This window comes from Caballeronia ptereochthonis (genome assembly GCF_001545075.1).
GTDB lineage: Bacteria > Pseudomonadota > Gammaproteobacteria > Burkholderiales > Burkholderiaceae > Caballeronia > Caballeronia ptereochthonis.
Map to the genome: position 1 here is coordinate 126854 of NZ_FCOB02000004.1, position 17405 is coordinate 144258.

Sequence of the window (17405 nt, forward strand, 5' to 3'; positions counted from 1 at the left end):
GCCCGCGGCGACCACGACAGGCGCGATTCGTCCAGCGAACCGGCCAGGCAGGAGGAATCATGCACCGCGCAATCTTCGTCCTGGAGCACAGCTTCTTCAGTTTCGGCTGCTTCTATCGGGTGGACCTGCGCAGCCGCAGCGGCCGCCTGATCGAAACCCACTACGTGAAGCTGAGCGATATCGCGTGGTGCTAGGACGCGTCCTGAACAGTCACCGATCATGTCAGGTTCTCGAGGAGACCCATCGATGCCCTACGCTTACGCCCATTTGCCCGACATCGTTCCCCACGATGAATGGCTGCGAGGAACCTCGTCGCTGCTTCAGGTGCGCAGCGCAGCGCTGAAAGACCTGGACGAGCAGATCCTCCTGTATCACCGCAATCGAACCGTTCATCAATTCCACCGCCTGGTGAGCGCGTTCGAGCGCTGGCAGGATACGGTCGGTCCCGGCGATGTCTGGAAAGCGGCCTCGCGCAACGGCTCGAAGTATTTCACGCTGCTCGATCAGCAACTGCGCGGCCAGGGCGACACGGATGCCGCAGCCGGCGCGCAGGACTTCATGACGCCGGCGCTCATCAATTCACGCCTCGGCGTGCTTTACCTCTTCGGCAACATGGAGGTGGAGGACGACACGTTCCAGGTGCTGCTGGAAGGCGCTTTCGATATCACCAACGTCGGCCTCGGATTCGCACCGGATACCAATGTCGCGGCATCGTACGCCGCCGAAGTGCTGGACAACAGTCTCGTGCAGAAGTCGGCGTCGGTCGCGCTTGAACAGGTGCAGAAGAAGATCAGAAAGCACAAGGAACCCACGCTGGTGAGCTCGAATCAGCTCACGACCTCCACCCTCACGCTGCCCGCGTTGAGCAGCGCTGCGCGGCGCCTCCATGAAGCCATTCGCGCCAAGGTCGAGGAAGGAGCGAGAAAGCTCTGGGACATGATTCGCGAAAAGGTCGCGGATATCCGTAACGATCCCGGCGGATTCGCGCTCGACACGATGCCCGCGCTCCTGCGCAAGCTCGTCGATTTCCTGTGCGGCAAGCTGCTCGCCACGCTGGCGCCGTTCATCGGCGCGGGCCTCGATATCGCCAAGGGCATCGCCAATACCGTCGACAGCAGCATCACCAAGTATCGCGAGTGGGTGCAGGGCCGCGATGTCCAACTGCTTGCCGGGCATCCCGGAACCATCGTGGAAGCGATCCGGCGCGCGATGAAACTGAGCATCGGCTCCGGCGTGTACGACCTCGTCAAGGGCGGCGCGAGCCTCGGCTTGCAGTTCGCGAGCCAGGGCGCGTCGACCATCATCGATGCGGTCGTCTCCATCATGGAGACGCTCGCGAAGGTCATCTGGAAGATCGTCGAGATCAGGCGCATCAAGCGGTTCTGCGAGCAGGCGAAGGAGTACTGGGACGCACGCATGCAACGCGATGCGCTGCATACCCGGCCGATCGCCTTCAACAGCTGGTTCAAGCGTTACGCGGTGCCGATACCCGCGCTCTCGGCGCTCACCCTCAACTCCGGCATTTGCGGCGACAAGATGCATTTCCTCGCGATGTTCAAGGACGACGAGAGCATCATCACCCAGGCGGAATTCACGGCCGGCTGCAAGTACATCGACAACCTCAAGGTCTGGGGATCCGGCTATCTGAGCGATTCGGGCTTCGCGTTCAAATCGGACGATGCGATGATAAAGGGTCTGCTCACGCTCGCCACGAGTCACAAGGAAGAGCAGACCTGGGACCTGAAGCTGCGCAAGGCCGTCCTCGGTTTCCTGAACGGCTAGCGCCCTTGCACGGCATCTCTGATGCCTTCGCACACGCGAACGCGTTTTCCGTTTGACGATGCACACGCGAGCATGCATCGTCATCCGAGACGCTTACCTTTGCGGCTTGAGCATCACCGTGAAGCTGACAGGCGCGGCGCTCGCCAGCACATCGAGATTCATCAGCACGCGCAGCGCCTCGACCTCATCCTGCAGGCCGTAGTCCTTGAGGTTCACCACGATGGGCACCCGCGTCCCGACGCTCAGCGCGCCGTTCGCGAGCTTCACGACGCGCAGGCTCGCGGTGAGCGGCCTGGCTTCGCCGCTGATCGCGAGCTCGCCGCTCACGTCCATGTCGATGCTCGCGCCCGCCCGAAGCGCCCGTACGCGCCGCATGTCCACCGCGCCGGTAAACACGGCCTGCGGATGATCCGCGACCTTGAACAGCATGTCCTTCAGCCGTTCGTTGCGCAGGCCGATGTTCGTTTCCACGCTTGCCAGCTCGACATCGAACACGAGCTTGCCGTCATCGCCGACGGAGCCGCCGATCTGCCGGAACGTCTGCACTTCCTCGAGCGCAGCCGCGCCGGGCTTCGCGGCCTTCGTGGTGGTGAAGGAAAAAGTCGACTGGCCGCTATCGACGCGCCACGCCGCATGGCTCGTTGCACACGTCAGTGAAGCCGTCAGCGCGAGCGTGGCGGCCGCGGCTCGTGAAATCAGTTTGCTCATCGTGAAGATTCCCTTGGTTGGTCGTTTCGGTATGCGAAAGCGCCGCGTGCTCGCCAACATCGTTCGCGAATCTCATCGCGCGGCAGTCTCGTCCTGCCGACAACACCGCAGAGCGCCGATTTGTTCCATCGGCCACGGAATAAATTTCTTTGGAATAGAAGCCGGGGCCCGTCTGTTTTCGTCGCAACCCCCTCACGCTCCGAGGCATCGATCGCGATGAACGCCCGAACCCTGCTGCAAGCTCTGCGCATCGGCTTCGCCATTGCGTGTCTGTGCGCGCTTCAGTGTGCGCAAGCGGGCCCGGCCATCCTGCGGCCCGAAGGTGCCGTCACGCTGATCCGCGCGACGACGGTGTTCAAGGTCGATGCGCCCATCGCGCTGGAGCGAGGCGATCTGCTCGCCACCGATGCGCAGGGCAGCGCGCAGATCGAAGACGGCGACGGCACGATCGTCGCCCTCGGCGCGGACACGCGCATCGCCATCGATGCCGCGCCGCACGGCGATGCGCTCGCGCTGCTCTCGGGCTGGATCAAGATCGCGCGCACCCACGCGACGGCGACGGAGCCCTTGTCGATCGACACCGCGACGCTCGACGCGACCCTGCGCGACGGCGCCGCGGTGCTGCATGCGAGCCGCGACGCAAGCGCGCTTTTCATCGAAACGGGCGGCATGACGCTCGCCCTGCCCGACCAGGCCGACGCCCGTCAGCCGCTCGACGGCGAGCACTACGCCGAGCGTGAAGCCGGCAAGCCGCTCGATGTGCGCACGCGCCCCGCGCCGTCGTTCATCGCCGCGATGCCGCTGCCGTTCCGCGATCCGCTCGCGTCCGTCGCCGCGCCCACGAAGGCGAAGCTCACCGCGCCCGCGCAGGGTCGTCCGGCGACCTATGCGGATCTCGCCGACTGGCTGGCCGCGCCGCTCCCCATCCGCCGCACCTTCGTCGCGCGCTTTCGGCCGCTCGCACAAGGCGAGCCGTTCCGCTCGCACGTGCGGCAGAACCTGCGCAATCTTCCCGAATGGCGGCGCGTGCTGTGCCCGCCTCCCGCCATGCCTCGCCGGCGCGCGGTCTCGCCCGTGCAGGCGCAATCAACCGAGGTGGAGTCATGAGACTGTCGCTCGCCGCCAAGTTCAATCTGGTATTTCTCGCGGTCTTCGTCGTCGGCTTCGTGTCGGCCGGGTTCGCCGCGCGCGAGCTGTTGCGCCGCGCGGCCATCGACGAGACGGTGCAGAATGCGCGCATCCTCATGGAAGCGGCGAGCGCCGCGCAGAACTACACCGCGACGCAAGTCACCCCGCTCCTGCAGACGCAGCTCAAGTACAGCTTCGTGCCGCAATCGGTGCCGGCCTTCTCGGCGGTCGAAACGCTGATGACACTGGAGAAGCGTCTCGAGGGATACTCCTATCGCTCGACGATGCTGAATCCGACCAATCCGCGCGACCGCCCCTCGGACTGGGAAGCGGATGTCATCCGACATCTGCACGACAAGCCCGGGTTGAAGGAAATCGTCGGGCTGCGCGACACGCCGTCCGGGCAAGACTTGTATATCGCGCGCCCGAACCGCATCAACGATGCCGCCTGCATGGAGTGTCACAGCGTGCCTTCGCGTGCGCCGAAAACGCTCATCGACAAGTACGGCCCCGACAACGGCTTCAACTGGGCGATGCACGAGGTGATCGGCGCGGATTTCGTTTCGGTGCCCATGGCGCTGCCGGTCGCGCGCAGCGACGCGGTGCTGCGCACCTTTCTCGCCTCGCTGCTCGCCGTGTTCGTGCTGTTGCTGGTCGCGCTGAACGTGATGGTGCATCTGCTCGTCACGCGGCGCATCCGCGCGCTCTCGCGCGCCGCCGATCAGGCGAGTCTCGGCCACCTCGACAGCGCGAACTTCGCCGAGCGCGGCCGCGACGAGATCGCCTCGCTCGCCGCCTCGTTCGCGCGCATGAAGACGAGCCTCGTCGAGGCATTCAAGATGATCGAGGTATGAGGTGACGGCCGCAGCGATGGACCCGCCGCGCATCACGCACCTGGGCAAGTACCGCATCGAGGCGATGCTGGGCGCGGGTGCGATGGGCGTCGTCTATCGCGCCTTCGATCCGCACATCGAGCGGCACGTCGCGCTGAAGACGATCCGCCACGAGCTGTTCGAAAGCGGCGAGCGAGAGAGCCTGATGGCACGTTTGCGCAACGAGGCGCAGGCCGCCGGACGGCTCACGCATCCGAACATCGTCGGCGTGTACGACTATGGCGAAACCCTCCACACCGCCTATATCGCGATGGAGCTCGTCAGCGGGCAGGGCCTGAAGCAGTTGCTCGACGCGGGCCGTCCGCCCGAGCTCGCCACCGCGCTCGACTGGTTCGCCCAGTTGCTCGCCGCGCTCGGCTTCGCGCACGAGCACGGCGTCGTGCATCGCGACATCAAGCCCGCGAACCTGCTCGTCAGCGCGCAAGGCCGGCTGAAGGTCGCGGACTTCGGGGTTGCGCATGTCGAATCGTCCACGCTGACGCTGGCGGGCGCGATGATCGGCACGCCGTGCTATATGTCGCCGGAGCAGTTCACGGGCGAGCCCGTCGACGGGCGCTCCGATCTGTTCTCCGCCGCGATCGTGCTCTATCAGATGCTCACCGGCTGCCGCCCGTTCGCGGGCGCGTCGCAGGCCGAGGTCATGCGGCAAGTCATGCACGAGACGCCGCGCATGCCATCCGCCTGCAACCCGGCGCTGCCGCCCGCGCTCGATGACGTGCTGATACGCGCGTTGTCCCGGCTTCCCGCCGCGCGCTTTCAGACGGCGGACGCGCTGCGGCAGGCGCTTGCCGATGCGCTGCACGACGCGCAGCCTCTGCCCCCCGGAGGCGCAGCCGCAGCCGGCGATGACCGCACCATTCTGGAAGCGCAGCCGGTGAAAGCAACTGGGCCGCTCGCCTCGGGAACGGGCTCGTGGCGCGGCGAATCGCTGCCGTCGCTCACGATGTGGCCCGCCGTCATGCTCGCCTCGGTCGAGACGCAACTCGCCGCGCAGATCGGGCCGGTGGCGCGTCTGCTCGTGCGGCGCGCCGCGGCGCGGGCGGCCAACGCGCCGGATCTGCCGGCGCTGGTCGCCCTGCTCGCCCCGCACGTTCCATCCGATAAAGGCCGCGCGCAGTTCGTCGCCGCCTTCGCGGAGGGTTCCCGCGCAGGCACGACGCATGGAGCCGCATCGTCGCCGCAAACATCCCGTTTCCCGTGGCTCGGCGCGGAAGAGGTGCATGCCGCCGCGCTCAAGCTCGCCGTCTATCTCGGCCCGATCGCGCACATCGTCGCGAAACGCGAGGCGTCGAGCGCGACCAGCCTGCGCGCGCTGCACGAACGGCTCGCGGCGACGATCTCCAACGAACGCGACCGCGCGCGTTTCGAGCGCGACGTCGGACTATAGGAACACGCCTCCGAAGGAGCCTCATCGATGGATTCCGACACGCTGACGCCCTCCGCTCCGATCCGCCGTGCCGACTGCGCGGCGTTCGGCCTCACCGACGTGGGACGCGTGCGCCGCGAGAATCAGGACCGCTTCCTGATCGACCCGGACTTGAAGCTCGTCGCGGTCGCGGACGGCATGGGCGGCCACGCATTCGGTGCGCGCGCCAGCGCAACCGCGCTCGACTGCGTCGCCGCGAAGCTCGCCGCGCATGCAATGCCGCGCAGCCACGCCCGCGTCACGCTCACCGATGATCCCGACGCCACCGTGCACGACGCCTCGCTGTGCGCGATGCGCACCGCCGCCGACGCGCTCGACCACGCCAACGCGACCCTTCACGCGATGAACCTGTGCGAGCGTCTCGCGCCGCATCGATCGATGGGCACCACGCTGACGGGCATCTGGCGGCCGTCCGGCTCGGCGCGGCTGGTCGCTTTTCACATCGGCGACAGCAGGCTCTACCGCTATCGCGACGGCGTGCTGGCGCAACTGTCGCGCGACCAGACGCTCTATCAGCAGGCGCTGGAGCACGGCGCCGTCGAGCATCTGCCGCCGCGCAACGTGCTGCTGCAGGCGCTCGGGCCGCTGCCGTCGATTGCGCCCGTGGTGGAGGCCCATCCCTGGCTGCCCGGCGACCGCTATCTGCTGTGCAGCGACGGACTGCACGGTGAGGTGTCACATCGCGAGATCGAGGCGGTGCTGGGAGGCATGAAGCCGCGCGGCATCGACGAGGCCTGCAGGCGTCTGGTCGCGCTCGCGCTCGATGCCGGCGGCAAGGACAACATCACCGCCGTCATCGCGTGCTTCGACCGCGGCTAGTCCGCGACGACACCACCGAATAACGCCGCGACGAACGCGGCATCGGGGAGTCCCGCGCTCGTGCGCGCGGATGCGCCGTGCCACCAGTCGCTCATCCCCCGCGCGCCGGCATGAGACGGCGCCGGGACGCCCGTTGCGTCATGCGCGTGCGGGAGCGCCAGCAATCCCGCATCGAAGTCCGCGAGACGCGCGCCCTTGTCGAGCGTCGCGAGCGCGAGCGCGCCGCAACGCGCAAACCAGCCGTGCGCGTGCGCGCGCCACATCGGCCATGCGGCGGCCTCGAGGGGCGCGGCGATCGTGAGCGGAAAGTGACGGCCCGCGCTATCGACGCTCGGCATCAGCACGCCCGCCCATCCGGTCTCTCCCACGACGCCATCGCCGAGCGCGAAGCACCACAGCGGCGCGGTCAGATAGGCATCGAGCCATGCGCGCCCGAGCGCCGCTCGGCTCGCGAGCAGGCCCGCCTGCAACATCGCGTCCCAGGGCTCGACGAAGCACGGCGGCAGACGCCGCGCCACGAAGTCGCCGTTGCCGCGCAGCTTGCCGAAGCATCCTGCGATTCCCGGCGCCGCCATCACAGATGCTCCGGGCAACGGAACTGCTCGAGCGGCGCGCGCCGGAACGGATTGACGACGCTCGTCGCATCCAGTTCGAGCACGGCCTTGCGTCCGGCGGAATCGAGCGTGAGCCTGTAGCGGTCCGGCTGCGCGGTGGCGTCGAGGCTGCCCGCGTCGATCAGGTGCAGCAGCGCCCACGGGCCGCTCGCGGCGAGCGGTGCAGCCTGAGCTGCCTGGGGCGGATCGAACTGCGCGCTCGCGCGGCCCGCGTTCTTGCCGCTCGGCCATTGCAGCAGCATCGACTGAAGGCCGTCCTGCCTGAGCGCGAGTTGCTGTCCGTCGATGTCGAGATCCAGTCGCGTCACCGCCGGATCGAACGCGAGCGCCTTCACGCGAAAGCGGATCGACATGTCGCGGCTGCCGTCGTGAAAGAACGCGTCGCGGATCTGCGCGGCGCGCTGGAACTGCCCGAGCGCGTCGCGCGGCATGCCGGCCGGCGGCGTGCCGGCGCGCCATTGCCAGACCGGCCCGCTCGTATCGACCAGCGCGGCGAGATTCTTCTGGAAGAAATCGTCGATGAGACCGCCCGGCGCGAACAGCTTGCCGAAATCGTCGGCGGCGACATCGCGCGTGGCGCCGCGCACGAACGGATAGCGGCCATCGAGCGCGCGTCGGCACAGAGGGCCAGCGCTCGCGTTCCACAGCGCGTCGAGCCGGGCGCGCTCGCCGCCTTCCAGCAGCGCCGTGCCCGCTGTGGCGAGGGACGCGGCCACCGGGGTGAGCGGCGCCGGGCTGGTCTGGCTCGCGAGCCGGAGCTTGCCGAGCGCGTCGCCCGCCGGCGCGGGCTGGCCCATTCTGCGCGCGGCGTCGGCTGCATCGAGATAGACGGCGGCGTCCTTGAGCGGCGCGAACGCGCGATCGAGCGAGGCGTCGCCGCCCGGCTTGCCCGCAAGCTGATGCAGCGCCTGAAAGTGATCGTCCACCTGCGTCGCCGCATTCTGCTTGCCGGATGCGCTCCCCGCGAGCGTCGTCTCGCGCGCCGCCGCGACGATGAACTTCCCGAGCGGCGAATCCGGCGCCGACAGCTCGTTCGCGACGCGCGCGCCATCGGCGAGACTGGTGACGGGCACCACGGTCACGTCGTCGAGCAGGCCGTCCCACGCGTGGACGTAGGCATCGAAGTAGCGCGCGTCGAGCGCGGCGCGCAACGCGGCGATGCCCTCGGGCGTAGGCGCGACGTCGTCACGGCCGAGCACCCAGGCGTCCTTCGCGACGTCGGCCAGCGCGGCGTCGCGCAGCCGCGCGTATTGCGCGTAGCCGGCGCGGGTGTACGCGCCCGCCACGCCGGTCGTGAGCGGCGCGCCGCTCGCGCGCCTGAGCAGCAGCGGCGCGTTGGGTCCGGCGGCGGCGCTCACGCTGAACGCGGCGAGGTTCGCCTGCGCGAGGCCGCCGTCCACCCGGCTGCCGATGCGCTGCGACAACGGCAATTCGGCCAGACGCGCGCGCGCCGCCTTGATGAGCGTGTCATCGAGCGGCAGCGACGGATCGAAGTGCGTCTTGTCGAACAGCGCGGCGAGATGCGCATCGAGCGCGCTCGTTTGCGCCGGGCTCGCGTCGCGAGCCAGCGCCGGGACCAGATGCGCGCGCAGCGCATTCGCGTCGAAATGGCGCGCGTCGCCGAGCATCAGATAGGCGCGCAGCGCCTCATAGCGATACGCTTCGGATATCGAAGCGTTGTCCGGGCTGGCGTCGCGAAGCTCCTGCGTGAGCCTGCCGACCGCGAGCGGCAGCAAGGTCTGGTCGAGCAGGCGCCGGTACGTCACGCGCGCCTCCTGGCCGAGCTTGTCACCCTGATAGAGCCAGAGCCGGGTGAGCCACGGCACCGGCTTGCCGGCGTCCGCGTAGCCGCCGGGCAGCGCGCGCGCCGCGTCGAGAAGCGGCAGCACCGCGAGCGGATCGGCGGCGGCATTCGCCTCGCGCGCCAGTTGCCGCACGTGCTGGGTTTGCCGGTCGAACTCGGCGACATACGCGCGGTTCCTCTGATAGCTCACCGCCATGCCCGCGAGCGCGAGCAGGAGCGCCCCGCCGATGAGCGCGAGCGCCCCGCGCCGCAGCCACGCGCCGCATCGTTCGAAGTGCGCGTTCGCGCCCACCAGCCCGGCCTCGGCGATCACCACGTCCTTGAGCAGACCGTTGATGAAGTACGCGCGCGCCGAGGCGTCGCCGCTGTACGCGCTGTCACGCCGCGATCCGAGCGATTGCGCGATGGCGCTGATCGCGCGGTCGATCGGCCTGCCGTGCTGCGTGCCGCTCGTAAAGTACACGCCACGCAGAAGCGGTGAGGCCTCGAAACGCGTGCCGCGAAAGGCGCCGTCGAGAAAACGCGCCAGCGCCGGCTGAAGGCCCGCGAACTGCTGCGCGAAGCCGTAGATGCGCGCGCGCCGCTGCACGTCCGTTTCGCGCTGCATGCGATGCAGCACGCGCGCCTGCAGCCGCGCGCCGAGCGCTTCGAATTCGGCCGGGAACGCGGCGAGCGCCGCTGCGGCGCCCGGCACTTCGTCGAGCGTGAACGTGATGCCCCAGACCTGCTTGCGCTCCGCTTCGCCGAGATCGTCGAAGAATTCGGTGAAGCCCGCGAGCAGATCGCACTTCGTCACGACCACGTAGACCGGAAAGCGCACCCCGAGCCGCTCGCTCAGTTCCGTGAGCCGGCTGCGGATCGTGCGGATGTACGCATCGCGCGCGGCGTCATCCTGGCGCACTAGGTCCGCCGCCGAGAGCGTGACGATGAGCCCGTTCAACGGGCGACGCGGCCGGTACTTGCGCAGCAGTTGCAAAAAGCCCGTCCACGCGGACTCGTCGGCCTGCGCATCGCTGTCCTGAGTCGTGAAGCGGCCCGCGGTGTCGACGAGCACGGCGTCATCGGTGAACCACCAGTCGCAGTGGCGAGTGCCGCCGACGCCGCCGATCGCCTCGTCGCCGAGCTTCTCGCGCAGCGGAAAACGCAAGCCCGAATGCGAGAGCGCCGTGCTCTTGCCGGTGCCCGGCGCGCCGATGAACATGTACCACGGCAGCTGATACACCCATTGGCGGCCGTTGACGCCTTTCATGCGCGCCTGCCGCAGGATCGCGAGCGCCTGGTCGAAGCGCTCGCGCAGCACGGCGAGCTCCGCGCCGCCGGCCGGCGCCGCCTGCCCCGCCACGCCGCTCATGAAGCGCAGATTGACGAGGCGCGCGGCCCCGAGGCGCACGCCCCACGCCAGCGCCCACGCGGCGACGAGCGCGGCCATCGCGATCCAGCGGCCGCGCGGCATTTCGAGCGGCGCGTGTCCGTCGAACGCGAAGAGCGGCCCTTCGAACCACACGACGACGAGCAGCGCGAGCACGCCCGCGAGCGTGAGCCATTGCGGCGTCTTGAGCGTTCCTGCGATCTTCTTCATCGATGTCTCCCGTGCCTGATCGGCGATACGAATGAGGTGATGCCGCGCATCACGAGGACGCGCCCGGCGCGAGCAGCGTGATTTCAACGCGGCGGTTTTTCGCGCGGCCGGCCGGCGTGTCGTTCGACGCGAGCGGCTCGGCGTCGCCGCGCCCTTCGGCGGAAAAGCGTGCGGGCGCTCCGGTGAGCGACGCGAGCATCGCGCGCACGCTTTCGGCGCGAGCCTGCGACAGATGCCAGTTGGACGGGAAGCGCGCGGACAGGAGCCGCTGGTCGTCGGTGTGGCCCGTGACGACGACCTTGCCGGGCACGCCCTTCAGCGCGTCCGCGATCCGCCCGATCAGCGTGTCGTAGGCCGGATCGAGCGTCGCGCTGCCGGAGGCGAACAGGTTGTCGCCGTTGATCGTGACGATGGAGCGGTCCGCCGCCTCGCGCACCGAGACCAGCCCCTGGCGGATCTCGGGGGCGAGAAAGGTGGCGAGCGTCGCGGCGGCGGCGGGCATCGCGGCGGGCGCAATGACGCTCGCCTGCGCGGCGGGCCGCTCGCTCACACGGATGCGGTTGAGCGTGCCGAACACGGGGTCGGATGTGCGGTTCAGGCTCACCGCCAGCGCGATGTGCGTCGCCACGAGCACGACGCCCGCGAGCGCGGCGCAGACCCATGGCGGCACACGCTGCCCGAGCGGCCTGCGCGCGCGCTCGGCGGGCCGCCATTGCACCGACAGTTCGCTCTCGAAGGGACCGCGCTGGTTGCGGATGATCTGCTCGAGCCGCTCGCGCACGGATTCGAGCTGACTGCGCCCGCCGTCGATCAGGCAGTAGCGTCCTTCGAAGCCGAGCGACAGGATCACGTAGAGCAGCTCCAGCACATCGACGTTGCGCGCCGGGTCCTGCGCGAGCCGCTGCAGGATCAGAAAGAAGCGCTCGCCGCCCGACGCCTCGTTATGGAAGCTCACGAGCAGGCTGCGGCCCGCCCATACGCCGCTGCCCCACGGCGTGCCCGAGATCGCCTCGTCGATGCAGGTGCACAGGCAATAGCGCGCCGCCGCGAGCCTTTCGGTGTCGATGCCGCTCGCGCTCGCGTCGTGCTCGAAGGCGCGCACCATCCGCACGAGCTCGGCGCGCAGCCCTTCGATATCGGCGATCGCCGCGCGCTGGCGCAGCGGCAGCGCGAGCTCGAGCAGCGGGTTCGCCGCCCGCACCAGCGGGTTCAGGCCGCTCGCGACCGGTAGGACCGGCGCGCGCGGCGCCGCGTCCTTTCGCTCCTGCCCGGCCTCTTCCTCGCGTGGGCGCGCCGGGGCTCGTCCGCCCGGTTGCGGAATCAGGATGGTGTCGTCCGGGTCGAAGCCCGCTTGCGGAAAGGTCGGTGCGTGCACGATGAGGTCCTTCGTCGAATGGGGCCGGGGGATCATGGGCGGATCGCCCAGAACTCGAGATCGAGGCCGGGGAAATCGCCCGCGACATGCAGCGCCACGCCCGCCGAAGTCGCGAACTGCCGCCACAGCTCGCCGCCGCGTTCCAGCTCGAAATAGGTGAAGCCGGCATGGAACGGCAACTGGCGCGGCGCGACCGGCAGCGCGCGCAGCGCAATGCCCGGCAGCTGCAGGTTGACGAGATCGCGGATGCGCTCCACCGGCCCGAGCTTGGCCTGTTGCGGGAAGCCGTTGAGCAGCGCGGCCGGCGCGAGATCGGCCTTGACCGCGAGCACGAAGCTCGCCGCGTGGAACAGCTCGCGGTCCGGCACGATCGCCACGCGCAAGCCGTACTTGCGCTCCTCCAGCGCGATCGGCACCGCATGCGGATCCATCACGGAGCTCAGCGCGGCGCGCAGCGCGTCGACGAGCGGCGTGAAGGTCTCGTCGAGCCGCTCGTGGCGATAGGCCGGAAACGCGGCGGGGCGCTTGCCGGGCTGGCTGAAGGTCGCGAGCTCGCCCGCCAGTTGCAGCGCGTGCTGATGCAGGTCGTGCGGATGCAGCCCGGTGGTTGTCGTGATGCCCGCAAACAGCGGCTCCGCCCGGTTGAGCACTTGCAGCAGCAGGAAGTCGGCGATCTCCGCCGCGCCGGTCGCGGCCGGCTGTGCGAGGCGGGCCGCGAGCGCATCGGCTCGCTGATGCATGAGGCCCGCGAGCTCGTCGACGAATGCGCACAGCCGGCGCGACACCCGATAGTCGAGACAGGGCGGCGCGTAGGCGGCATCGAGCACGATGCTGTTGTCCGCGCGCCGCTCGACGATGCGCGCGATCCCGAGCGACGTGTGCGCATGGGCCACGTCCTGTTCGAACGCGAGCCGCAGTTGCAGCTTGCCGACCTGCACGAGCGCCGCGCCGATCGCACCCTCGTTGCTGTCGAGCACTTCGGTTTCCGCGATGCGGTGGCGCGCGAAGCCATCGTGCCCGTCGTGGCCGCATGCCTCGCCGGCCTGCGCCGCATGCGCGGCCTCGGGCACGCCGTGACGCGCGACGGGCAGCGCGAGCACCACCGTCAGGTCGCGTGCGTCCTCGGGCACGGCGAGCGGCAGCGGCAGATCGTCGTCCGCGGGCAGGCGGAACGGACTGCCATCGGGCAGCACACCCGCGCACGCGGTCAGCGCGATGCGGCCGAGCTTCAGTTGCTCGACGTCGATCGCCAGCTCCGAGAAGCCGAACGCATAGGGCCGCAGCGCGGCGCAGCGCGCGTCGATCTGGGCGCGCAGGTAGCGGTCGTGCTGTTGCAGATGCTGCGGCTGAAGCAGCATGCCTTCCGACCAGATCACCTTGTTGTTCCAGGACATCGTCGCCTCGCTATCGGATTGAAGGAGCCAACGGCTTCGCATCGGCGAAGCCGTTCGCCTGCCGCTCGTATGCATCGTTGAAGGCGCTGCCGCACAGCGCCTGAAGGTCGTCGGCGCTCGCGCGTTCGAGTTCCGCGTGTAGCGCGACGAGACGGTCCCACTGGCGCGCCTTGCGGCATGCGGGAAGCCAGTCGAGCCAGCCGCGCCGCGTGTCGGCGCGCGCGATCGCCTGCGGGTCGAAGCGGCCGAGCAGGTGCTGCATGGCCGCGCGCGTGCCCGCGAGCACCGCGAGCTCATGACGGCGGATATCGTCGAGTGCGCCTTCGAGCGCGGTCTGCGCCGGCAGATATCCCGCGCTCGCGCCGCGCAGCATCTGCGCGAGCGCGCCGTCGCCGTCGGGGAAGAACTTGAGCGGGTTGTTGTCGCGCTGGACCAGCATCGTCGTGTCGAGGCTGATCTCGCGCTTGAGCACCGAGCGCGACAGCAGCACGTCCACCAGGCCGCGCACCGCCGTGCGCAGCATCGCGCCCGCGAGACGCGCGACCTCGGCGGCATCGCGCCCGCCCAGCGCGCCGGCATCGACGCCCATGCCGTCGAGCAGCGCCGCGAAGGCCGATTCGGCGCTGGCGTCGTTGACGGCATCGCCGGCGTGTGCCGCGCGCCGGGCAGGCGCACGGGGCGCGGCGCCGGGCGAGGCCACAGGCGGCATCACGCCGCGCTGCACCGGCTCGCGCATCGGCGGCTTTGCGGCGCTTTCGGAAGGCGCGAGCGCGACATCGCCGAGCGGATCGTAGTCGTGCGGAATGCCGCCTGCCGGTGCACGCGCCATCGCGCGGACAGACGGCACATACGCGAACTGCTCGGGCGGCACGTGATCGCTCTCCGACCCTGCGAACGCCGCACGTCCGTCGAGCCGCGCCGGCGCTTCGTGCGCGTCGCCGAGCGGCGCGGCGAGCGGATCGAAGCTCGAGCCCGGAAGCGGCGCATCCGCGAGCACCGCCGCCTGCGCCAGCGGATCGCGCGCGAACGCTTGCGTCATGGCGTCGTCGCGCGGGCTTGCCGCGTCGAGCGGGTCGAAGCCGACGCGGTCGTGCACGCCGAGCGGCGCGTCGAAGGCTTCAGCGGGCTCGCGCGCCATCGTCCGCACGCCGAGCCGATAGCCGCCGACCTCCAGCCGGTCACCGTCGGCCAGGCGCGCAGGTTGCCCGCCCGTGAGCGGGCGGCCGTTGAGCCGGCTCGGATTGCTGCCGAGATCGGCGACGCACCAGCCGTCTTCCGTCCAGTCGATCCGCGCATGCACGCGCGACACGGTCTTCGCCGCATCCGGCAGCACCAGCGTGTTGTCCGGGCCGCGCCCGATGGTGCCGCCCGCCGCGCCGAAGCGGCACGCGAGCGGCGCATCGGGCGCACTGCCCTGATAGGTGTCGACTGCGAGCGTCAGATGCATGCTGTCTCCTTCGTGTGCGTTCATTTCGAGCCGTCGTCGGCTTGCCGGGGACCGGCGGGCGCATCGGGCGACGCGCTGGCCGCGCCTGCCCCGCCGCCCGCGCCGCCGCAGTTGATCTGCACGAGCGCGCCGTCGATCGACACCGGCCCGGCCGCGCTGATCGCGATACCGGACGGGCCCAACACGATGGTGTTGCCCCCCGCCTTGAGCGTGAGCGTCGCGCCCGCCTCGACCGTGACGTTGGCCGCGCTCTTGATATCGACGTTAACACCCGCCCCGAGCAAAATATTCGCCCCGCTCTTGTGCTGCGTATCGCCGCCGACATCGAGCGAATACTTGCCGCCGATGCGCGCGCGGTGATTGCCCTGCACGGCGTCGCTGCGATTGCCGCCGCAGCGCGCGAAGTCGTCGTGCTCGACGATCACATGGCGCTCGTTGCCGATGCGCGTCAGGGCGTCGTGCTTCACCCAGGTCTCCAGATCGCGTTCGGCGTGGAAGAACAGTTGCTCGGCGCCCTTGGTATCGTCGAAGCGCATTTCGTTGAAGCCGTTGCCGCCCTTCGTCGAATTGCTCCTGAGCGTCGTGCGCGCCATCTTCGCGGCGAGCTCGCAGGGTGTCGTCTGGGCGGCGTTGTAGACACTGCCGATCACGAGCGGCTGGTCCGGATCGCCCTCGATGAAATGCACGAGCACTTCCTGTCCGATGCGCGGCAGGAAGAACGCCCCATAGCCCTTGCCGGCCCAGGGCTGCGCGACCCGCACCCAGCAGCGCTGCAGGGACTCGCGCGAGGCCGCCGGCGCGAGCTGCTCCCAGTGGAACTGCACCTTGATGCGGCCGTATTTGTCGGTATGGATCTCTTCGCCCTTCGGCCCGACGACCACCGCCGTCTGCGGCCCCGCAACGCGCGCGCACGGCGTGCTGCGCGCGGCGCGAAACCCGGCGTCGCTCGGAAGCGCCCTGAATGCGCAGTCGAACACGGGCGGCCGGTCGCGCTCGTCGAGCGTGGACAGATAGTCATCGGAATTGAGCGCGTACTCGGCCGCGACGACGAGGTGCTCGCGATTCTGCTGCTCCAGCGGATGACCCGTCAGGCGCACGAGCCCGCCGGGCCAGACGGCGCGCGCGGTCGTGCGTGCGCTCACGAAGACGTTGGCCGCCTGATGCGCCTCGACATGCGCGCGCGCCAGACGTTCGGCGTCCTCGTGCTGCGTATAGCCGGGCGCATGCTCCTGCATCGCGTAGACGGCCGGGTCGAACGGCTCGCCGCGACGCGCGCGCGCGAGCAGACCCTGCTGCGCCGATTGCAACGGCTTCTCGAAGTCGTAATCATTGGTCTCGACGACGCCCGTCGCCATTTCGCCGCCCGCGGACCACGCATAGACCCACTCGTGCTCGTGCGGCGCCGCCGGATGCGCACGAAAGCACAGCGTCGCGCAATGCGGCGTGGCGCCGTGCACCTGCGACGAATCCGTGAGGATCAGCCGATGCTTGCCGCCCTGATGCTCGACGTAGTAATAGATGCCCTCGCGCTCGGCGAGCCGGCTCACGAAATCGAAGTCCGTTTCGCGGTATTGCGCGCAGTGCTCGAGACCCGGATACGTCGCCGAGCATTTGTTTTCGAAGTCGATGTGATAGTCGGCCAGCACCTTGCCGATGATCGCGGGCGCCGTCATCTGGTGGAAGAAGCGGCAGTGCGACGCGCGCGTGAGCAGCCACAGGCGCGGCCGCACCGTCGCGCGATAGAGCGCCGGGCGGTTGGGTTGCGTGCTCGCGGGCCGCGCCAGCTCGAACGCCGTGACGATGCCGTTGTACTCGCGCGCGCCGCCGCCAGGAATCTCCAGCGACAGCGAGAAGTCGCTGCCGAGCATCTCCGCGATATCGACGCTCGACTGATCGGCGAGCAGTTCGAGATCCCACTGCGCGAGCCGCCCCAGCTCCTCGCGTCCGCGCATCCGGTAGAGCACGAGCGCATTCTTGCCGAGCGCGCAGGTCACCTGCGCGATGCGACGGGTATCGGTGAGCATCATCGCCAGCCTCTTCTTCAGGGAATCTGCGTTTCGCGCGTCGCCGGTTCGACGACCGTCACCACGCCGCCCCATGTACAGAGGCAGGTGGACACGTTGTCGAGCGACGGCTGGTTGCCGAGCAGCACGGTGAGCGCGCCGGGCGCCCACGGCGCGGCGGTCGCGGGCAGGCAGGGCATCGGCGTCGGCGTGCCGAGCGCGGCGGCGGTGGCCGCTGCGACCTGCGGATTCGCGGGCGACGTGCACATGCCGAACGGCATGATGTTCACGAGCGGAACGTGATCCATGATGTTCGCGGCAATCGGCCCTTCGCAGCGCACCCGGTTCACGGGCAGCACGACGAGCGCCGAAGGCGTCATGCCGAACGAGCACTGCAGCGTCGCGCCCATGCTGACTTGTTGTGGCATGGCTG

General features: G+C 69.4%; 14 protein-coding genes. 6 read left to right on the forward strand and 8 right to left on the reverse strand.

Annotated elements, in window-relative coordinates; translation table 11 throughout:
- Window positions 1–59: 59 nt before the first annotated feature.
- Entirely contained in the window at window positions 60–194 is a 135-nt protein-coding gene (locus tag AWB83_RS37520; RefSeq protein ID WP_279629076.1) for a hypothetical protein, read from the forward strand.
- Window positions 195–246: 52 nt separating this feature from the next.
- On the forward strand, window positions 247–1782 hold the full coding sequence (locus tag AWB83_RS05585; RefSeq protein ID WP_143750019.1) for a hypothetical protein: 1536 nt from the start codon (window positions 247–249) through the stop codon (window positions 1780–1782).
- A 93-nt stretch (window positions 1783–1875) separates the two neighbouring features.
- Here the strand turns inward: AWB83_RS05585 and AWB83_RS05590 are convergent, their stop codons facing one another.
- On the reverse strand, window positions 1876–2490 hold the full coding sequence (locus AWB83_RS05590; protein WP_159463017.1) for a YceI family protein: 615 nt from the start codon (window positions 2488–2490) through the stop codon (window positions 1876–1878).
- Between the two features lie 216 nt (window positions 2491–2706).
- On the opposite strand from AWB83_RS05590, the gene AWB83_RS05595 reads away from it, so the two are divergent.
- From AWB83_RS05595 to AWB83_RS05610, 4 genes are read left to right on the forward strand one after another with little or no spacing between them, the layout of a single operon-like run.
- Entirely contained in the window at window positions 2707–3597 is an 891-nt protein-coding gene (locus AWB83_RS05595; RefSeq protein WP_087043254.1) for a FecR domain-containing protein, read from the forward strand.
- Entirely contained in the window at window positions 3594–4472 is an 879-nt protein-coding gene (locus AWB83_RS05600; protein ID WP_087043255.1) for a Tll0287-like and HAMP domain-containing protein, read from the forward strand. Before AWB83_RS05595 ends, AWB83_RS05600 begins: the two co-directional genes overlap by 4 nt.
- A 1-nt stretch (window position 4473) precedes the next feature.
- The gene (locus AWB83_RS05605; protein ID WP_208636710.1) at window positions 4474–5898 is read left to right on the forward strand and encodes a serine/threonine-protein kinase; all 1425 of its coding nucleotides are present in this window, start codon (window positions 4474–4476) and stop codon (window positions 5896–5898) included.
- A gap of 27 nt (window positions 5899–5925) precedes the next feature.
- Entirely contained in the window at window positions 5926–6756 is an 831-nt protein-coding gene (locus AWB83_RS05610) for a PP2C family protein-serine/threonine phosphatase (RefSeq protein ID WP_087043259.1), read from the forward strand.
- On the opposite strand, the gene tagF is transcribed toward AWB83_RS05610, so the two are convergent.
- The 7 genes from tagF to AWB83_RS05645 are packed head-to-tail and all read right to left on the reverse strand — an operon-like array spanning window position 6753 to window position 17400.
- Window positions 6753–7331 carry a type VI secretion system-associated protein TagF gene (gene tagF / locus AWB83_RS05615; protein ID WP_087043260.1) on the reverse strand — a complete coding sequence of 193 codons (579 nt, stop codon included), beginning with the start codon at window positions 7329–7331 and terminating at the stop codon, window positions 6753–6755. The two genes, AWB83_RS05610 and tagF, sit on opposite strands and share 4 nt — an antisense overlap.
- A complete protein-coding gene (tssM, locus tag AWB83_RS05620; RefSeq protein ID WP_087043261.1) occupies window positions 7331–10753 on the reverse strand; it encodes a type VI secretion system membrane subunit TssM in 3423 nt (1140 codons plus the stop codon). Before tssM ends, tagF begins: the two co-directional genes overlap by 1 nt.
- A 49-nt stretch (window positions 10754–10802) precedes the next feature.
- Window positions 10803–12128 (reverse strand): type VI secretion system protein TssL, long form, encoded by a 1326-nt coding sequence (tssL, locus tag AWB83_RS05625; RefSeq protein ID WP_087043429.1) that lies wholly within the window; start codon window positions 12126–12128, stop codon window positions 10803–10805.
- 32 nt (window positions 12129–12160) lie between these two features.
- On the reverse strand, window positions 12161–13522 hold the full coding sequence (gene tssK / locus AWB83_RS05630) for a type VI secretion system baseplate subunit TssK (RefSeq protein WP_087043262.1): 1362 nt from the start codon (window positions 13520–13522) through the stop codon (window positions 12161–12163).
- A 10-nt stretch (window positions 13523–13532) separates the two neighbouring features.
- Window positions 13533–14969 (reverse strand): type VI secretion system-associated FHA domain protein TagH, encoded by a 1437-nt coding sequence (gene tagH / locus AWB83_RS05635; RefSeq protein ID WP_087043430.1) that lies wholly within the window; start codon window positions 14967–14969, stop codon window positions 13533–13535.
- A 20-nt stretch (window positions 14970–14989) separates the two neighbouring features.
- Window positions 14990–16996, reverse strand: coding sequence for a type VI secretion system Vgr family protein (locus AWB83_RS05640; RefSeq protein ID WP_087043264.1), 2007 nt, complete (start codon window positions 16994–16996; stop codon window positions 14990–14992).
- Window positions 16997–17010: 14 nt separating this feature from the next.
- Complete coding sequence (locus tag AWB83_RS05645) at window positions 17011–17400, reverse strand: DUF4280 domain-containing protein (RefSeq protein WP_087043265.1); 390 nt, start codon at window positions 17398–17400, stop codon at window positions 17011–17013.
- Between the last annotated feature and the right edge of the window lie 5 nt (window positions 17401–17405).